Origin of the sequence: Flavobacterium sp. (assembly GCF_021151785.1) — a bacterium.
Classification (GTDB): Bacteria; Bacteroidota; Bacteroidia; order Flavobacteriales; family Flavobacteriaceae; genus Flavobacterium.
Genome location: NZ_JAGKWP010000125.1, coordinates 1 through 5894 on the forward strand (window position 1 = coordinate 1; position 5894 = coordinate 5894).

A 5894-nucleotide genomic window follows, 5' to 3' on the forward strand; every position below is an offset into this window, starting at 1 on the left:
CAATTGTACTTTTATAACCTCAATAATTCTTATGCATCAAATATATAATTTAATTGTTATTCTAGCATCGCAAATTGTAAAATTATTGGCCATTTTTAGCCCAAAGATGAAACTATTTGTTGAGGGAAGAAAAAATGTTTTTAGGCACTTGAAAGAGAAAATTCAGCCTCAAGACTCTACTATTTGGTTTCATGTGGCTTCATTAGGTGAATTTGAACAAGGATTGCCTGTTATTGAAAAAATGAAGACACAATTCCCCTCTCACAAAATCGTACTGACTTTCTTCTCTCCCTCTGGATATGAAGTGCGAAAAAATAATACCATTGCAGACGCTACGGTCTATTTACCCTTAGACACCCTTTCAAATGCTTCTCAATTTCTAAATTTAGTTCATCCAGACTATGTTTTTTTTATCAAATATGAATATTGGCCAAACTACTTATTACAGTTAAAAAAACGTAACATTAAAACCTATTTAATTTCGGGAATCTTTAGAAAAAATCAATCTTTTTTTCGTTGGTATGGTAGTTTTTACAGAAAAGCGTTAGAAAGTTTTACCTTTTTCTTTGTACAAAATGAAACATCCAAAGTGCTATTACAAACACTTGATTTCAATAATGTACTTGTTTCTGGTGATACTCGATTTGATCGAGTGATGAGCATACTAGAGCGTGACAATACCTTAGATTTTATAGAAGCTTTTAAAAACAATACGACTACAATTGTTATCGGTAGCTCATGGCCAAAAGATGAAGAAATATTGGTTCAATACATAAACCAAACTTCGAATAATGTAAAGTTTATTATTGCCCCACATAACATTAAACAAGAACAAATTGCTGACTTAAAAAAGAAAATTTCTAAGAATAGTATTTTATTCTCTGAAAAAGAAAACAAAGAGTTAACTAATTTTCAAGTATTTATTATTGATACTATTGGAATTTTAACTAAAATCTACTCCTATGCAGATATTGCCTATGTAGGTGGTGGATTTGGAAGCCCTGGAGTTCATAACATATTAGAACCCGCAACTTTTGGCGTCCCAATTATTATTGGTCCAAATTACTCACACTTTGCTGAAGCCACAGATTTAGTACATCTATCTGGCTGTATTTCAATTCAAAACTTTGAACAGTTAGAAGAAAACTTCGATTGTTTAATTAAAAACACATTTTTAACACAAGAAAAAGGTAAGATTTGCCGTTCTTATGTAGCTCAAAATTTTGGTGCTACTGAACGAATTTTAAAACAAATCTTATGAAACTATTTTTAGTTTTACTTACTACCTCTTTTGTCCTTGGACAATCTAACGCTTTCAAAACAGATTCCATTATTAAATTGGAAACAGAAAAACAACTCGATCAAAAAATTAGATCTTCCAAATTTTCAACTAAAGAAAAAGTTAGAATTATTGATAGTGTAATTGCTTTTTACGATTCGTTTTCAAATAATCCTAACGCAAAAATAATATTCACATTAGACAAAAGTAAGAATCGAATTGGAAGCCTATATTTGAGAAAAAGAAACAATTACGTAATAGGAAATTCAGTTACATTCAAAGATGTACTTCGCTTTCTAAACTACAATACTATACTAACTTTTGTCCCGAAAGAACTACAATACCAATATTTCTTCATCTACTATAATGGCAATATTGAAGAACCAAAAAATAAAATCGATTTTGAAGATCAAATTCTACATCACTTACATCTCAACAAAAAAGTGAAAAAAGAATATTTCTATTCATATACTTTATTTCCCAACGTAGCAACGCTATTCAAATCTTTTAAAAAAGAATATCGACAAGTATACAACCCCAAAGAACAAAAGGTTTACGCGTCCTGCCGATTAAATCAATTAGCTAATTTGTTGAACTGTTATTTTCCAGAACAATTTATTCTTGACGATAACACAGAAAATGAAACCTTTTATGATTTCGAAATTGACCTTTCAACTATTGAAAACACCATCAAAGAACTTGAATTTCTGGGATTTATTGTTTCAGAAAACAAAGCGTTAAAAGAGTATACCTATTTCTCGATAAAAGATTAACTTTACAACGAAAAATTAAAATTAAAAACCATGAAGTTTTTACGATTACTATTTATTTTATTTATTGTTCAAGTACAAGCTCAACAGGGCGGTATGTGGATTCCTTCCTTATTAAAAGGAATGAACGAAAACGAGATTAAAGCCTTAGGTGGAAAGTTAACCGCAGAACAAATTTACTCAATAAACCAATCGAGTATGAAAGATGCCGTACCTCAATTTGATGGCGGATGTACTGCAGAAGTAATCTCTCCAAAAGGATTGATTTTAACAAACCATCATTGTGGTTATGACAACATTCAAAACCATTCAACGGTTGAACATGATTATTTAGCCAATGGTTTTTGGGCCTATAAAATGGAAGAAGAACTACCTAATCCAGGAGTTGTAGTGACTTTTGTAGTAAAAATTGATGACGTAACCAAACAAGTTTTTGAAGGAGTAAATGGTTTACCAACAGAAGCAGACAAACAAAAGAAAATTCAGGAAAACATCGCTGCTATAACCAAATCATATCCAAGAGAAAGCTGGCAAGACGCTATGATTCGAAATTTTTATGATGGCAACCAATATTTATTATTTGTAGTTGAAAATTTTAAAGATGTACGTTTAGTAGGAGCACCTCCAAGTTCAATTGGAAAATTTGGCTCTGACACAGACAATTGGGTATGGCCAAGACATACAGGCGATTTCTCTTTATTTAGAGTATATGCAGACAAAAACAACCGCCCAGCAGAATACTCAAAAGACAATGTTCCTTACACCCCAAAACACTACTTCCCTATTTCTGCCAAGGGAATAAAAGAAGGTGATTTTACAATGGTTATGGGGTACCCAGGAAGAACAACAGAATACTTACCATCTTATGCTGTAGAGCAAATTATGAATGATTTAAATCCAGCACGTATAGAAGTACGCGATGCGGCTTTAAAAGTACAAGATGGTTTTATGCGAAAAGACCAAGCCATTAAAATTCAATATGCATCTAAATATGCTTCCGTAGCAAATTATTGGAAAAAATGGATGGGAGAAGCAAAGGGTTTAAAAAAAGCAAATGCTGTAGGTGCAAAACAAAAATTTGAAAAAGACTTTATGGATAAAGTTGTTGCTGCAAAAAGAGAAGCAGAGTACGGGCAACTTTTACCAGAATTCAAGCAAAACTACGCCGCTATAAAAGATTATGCCATTGCGAGAGATTACTTTACAGAAGTAGTATTACGTAATTCAGAAATTTTATCATTTGGATACCGTTTATTTCAATTAGAACAAGTATATAATTCAAAAGGAGAACAAGCTTTTAATGATAGAAAAAATAATTTAATCAAAGGATTTGAGCCGTTATATAAAGACTACAATGCACAAGTAGACGAAAAAGTTTTTGAAAAATTAATCGCTATTTATACTAAAAAATCACCGCAGCAATTTTTACCTGAAGCTGTTAAAAATTTAAATGTAGAAAACACGACTTCAACACTTTTCAAAAACTCAAAATTGACTTCATTTAATGGATTAAAAGACCTTTTAAGTGGAGAAACTAAAACAGTCCTTGAAAAATTAAATCAAGATCCAGCCTTTGCCTTAGTAAAAACGATAGCTGAGGCCTACAATAAAAATGTGGCTCCAAAATATGAGGAATTAAACTTAAAAAACATTGCTTTACAGCGTACCTACATGAAAGCCATCTTAGAATTGAGTCCAAAATCAGCACGAATCTTCCCTGATGCTAATTCCACTTTACGTGTTACTTATGGAAAAGTAAAAGGATACAAACCTATGGATGCCGTAGTTTACACTCCTGTTACCTATTTAGATGGAGTGATGGAAAAATACATTCCAGGCGACTATGAATTTGACTTGCCTCAGAAGCTTATTGAATTATACAACAGCAAAGATTATGGAAAATATGGAGAAAACGGAAAAATGCCTGTTGCCTTTATTGCTACAAATCATACTACAGGAGGCAACTCGGGAAGCCCAGCATTTGATGCTAACGGAAATCTTATTGGACTGAATTTTGACCGTGTTTGGGAAGGCACAATGAGTGACGTATATTATAGCCCAGAAATTTGTCGAAACATTATGGTAGATGCACGTTATATTTTATTCATAATTGATAAATTTGCAGGGGCTCAAAACCTAATTAATGAATTGAAAATCATATACCCTACAGAAAAAAAGGGTAAAAAATAGTTTTGGCACGATAATTGAAAAATAGTGAAATCGGAATCCAAAGAAAAAAAATTAAAAAAAAGACAAAAAAAATAGTTGTCATATGAAAAAATTTATATCTTTGCTCCGAATTAATAATTAACCTTTATAATTTAGTAAGATGAAAAAAGTTGTTTTAAGCTTAGCATTCGTAGCTGCTGTATTAGTTTCTTGTAACAAAAAAGCTGAGGAAACTCCAGCTGCTGACTCAACTGCTGTAGATACTACTGCTGTTGCTGCTGATACTACTGCTGCTCCAGCTGCTGATACTACTGCTGCTGCTGCTGACACTACAAAAGCTGCTGAAGCTGCTCCAGCTAAAGAAGAAGTAAAAAAATAATTAAATACTTCTTTTCGAAAAGAAATCAATCCCGACTAGGTCGGGATTTTTTTTTGCCGTAAATAAAATGTAAAATTTCCTCAACAATTAATACAATAAGCTATTTATTCATTGGAACTAAAAACCTCTTCAGCAGGTGGGAAAATTTCATCAGAGGATGAAAAATCAAGAATTTCAGAAACTGACAGAGTACGCAATATCTCATCCACTCCTTTTTGCATAAGTAATTGAGTCGTATATTGTCGGCTTTTCGCTACTTCACTTTTATCTAGAATTATTTTAAAATAGAATTTCCCTCTAGACGAACGAAAACGCATAAAAATAACACTTCCAATCATTGCTTTTAATCGGAATATCTCTTCTTCTGCCTCAAAACGGAGCTCAAAATCATTACTAGTAAATATGGTTTTCCCTTTACGAGAAGTAAACTCATATTTATACAATCCGCTTAAACGCTGGCTAATAACAAATGTACCCATGATTAAAATAAAAATTTAGCACCGTTAAAAACAACCACTTTGGACACTTCTAACAGAAGTCAAAGTACAAGGAAAAGAATGAAATTTGCAAGCAAAAAGAAGCGGAATAATTAGAAATTTTTGAACAACAAATCAACTTATATTTACAAAAGCTAACACTATAAACAAAAAATAGTTAAATCCAAACATCACTTTTCAGCAATTCTATTTTGTTAATCATTAACTCAAAATATACAAAATCAAGTTTTTGGTGAATTTAAATCTAATTCGATAACCTAAATTAACTATCATTTTTACAAAATGTAACCAATATAAATCACCCACATTTCCACCCTTACATTTTTCTATATTTAACCAAAAGACCTAACAGCAAAATAAACAAAAAAAGCTCCAAACATAGTTTGAAGCTTTTTGTACTCAAGGCGGGACTTGAACCCGCACGAACATTACTGCTCACTGGATTTTAAGTCCAGCGTGTCTACCAATTCCACCACTCGAGCGAATGATATATTGTTGTTATTAAAATTTTGAAGCCCTCCTTAAGAAGGGCTTTAGTACTCAAGGCGGGACTTGAACCCGCACGAACATTACTGCTCACTGGATTTTAAGTCCAGCGTGTCTACCAATTCCACCACTCGAGCAAAATTTTAATTTCAGAGCGAAAAACGGGGTTCGAACCCGCGACCTCAACCTTGGCAAGGTTGCGCTCTACCAACTGAGCTATTTTCGCGTTTTTCAAAACATAAATACGAAAATTAACTCTTATTTTCGCACTTACTAAAGAACGTAGTTTTTATCGTTTTGCGAGTGCAAATATA

General features: G+C 32.5%; 5 protein-coding genes and 3 tRNA genes. 4 read left to right on the plus strand and 4 right to left on the minus strand.

Translation table 11 applies throughout. From position 1 onward, the window contains the following. The first annotated feature begins 31 nt into the window (after positions 1–31). The 4 genes from QZ824_RS10370 to QZ824_RS10385 all read left to right on the plus strand — a co-directional run bounded on the left by QZ824_RS10370 (position 32) and on the right by QZ824_RS10385 (position 4597). On the plus strand, positions 32–1261 hold the full coding sequence (locus QZ824_RS10370) for a glycosyltransferase N-terminal domain-containing protein (RefSeq protein WP_291275949.1): 1230 nt from the start codon (positions 32–34) through the stop codon (positions 1259–1261). After that, positions 1258–2052, plus strand: coding sequence for a hypothetical protein (locus QZ824_RS10375; RefSeq protein WP_291275945.1), 795 nt, complete (start codon positions 1258–1260; stop codon positions 2050–2052). Before QZ824_RS10370 ends, QZ824_RS10375 begins: the two co-directional genes overlap by 4 nt. 30 nt (positions 2053–2082) lie before the next feature. After that, positions 2083–4239 carry a S46 family peptidase gene (locus tag QZ824_RS10380; RefSeq protein ID WP_291275946.1) on the plus strand — a complete coding sequence of 719 codons (2157 nt, stop codon included), beginning with the start codon at positions 2083–2085 and terminating at the stop codon, positions 4237–4239. A gap of 139 nt (positions 4240–4378) precedes the next feature. Beyond that, on the plus strand, positions 4379–4597 hold the full coding sequence (locus QZ824_RS10385; protein ID WP_291275947.1) for a hypothetical protein: 219 nt from the start codon (positions 4379–4381) through the stop codon (positions 4595–4597). A 104-nt stretch (positions 4598–4701) separates the two neighbouring features. Here QZ824_RS10385 and QZ824_RS10390 read toward each other — a convergent pair whose 3' ends face one another. The 4 genes from QZ824_RS10390 to QZ824_RS10405 form a co-directional block, all read right to left on the minus strand. Beyond that, entirely contained in the window at positions 4702–5076 is a 375-nt protein-coding gene (locus QZ824_RS10390; protein WP_291275948.1) for a DUF1508 domain-containing protein, read from the minus strand. A gap of 414 nt (positions 5077–5490) precedes the next feature. Next, positions 5491–5576, minus strand: a tRNA-Leu gene (locus tag QZ824_RS10395). Positions 5577–5631: 55 nt separating this feature from the next. Next, a tRNA-Leu gene (locus QZ824_RS10400) sits at positions 5632–5717 on the minus strand. Between the two features lie 16 nt (positions 5718–5733). Next, positions 5734–5806: transfer RNA gene (locus QZ824_RS10405), tRNA-Gly, on the minus strand. Positions 5807–5894 lie beyond the last annotated feature (88 nt).

What these genes read in the sequence shown, in the direction of transcription:
- QZ824_RS10370 (WP_291275949.1), top strand. Translation starts at nt 32, where the DNA reads ATGCATCAAATATATAATTTAATTGTTATTCTAGCATCGCAAATTGTA.
- QZ824_RS10385 (WP_291275947.1), top strand. Translation starts at nt 4,379, where the DNA reads ATGAAAAAAGTTGTTTTAAGCTTAGCATTCGTAGCTGCTGTATTAGTT.
- QZ824_RS10380 (WP_291275946.1), top strand. Translation starts at nt 2,083, where the DNA reads ATGAAGTTTTTACGATTACTATTTATTTTATTTATTGTTCAAGTACAA.
- QZ824_RS10390 (WP_291275948.1), bottom strand. Translation starts at nt 5,076, where the DNA reads ATGGGTACATTTGTTATTAGCCAGCGTTTAAGCGGATTGTATAAATAT.
- QZ824_RS10375 (WP_291275945.1), top strand. Translation starts at nt 1,258, where the DNA reads ATGAAACTATTTTTAGTTTTACTTACTACCTCTTTTGTCCTTGGACAA.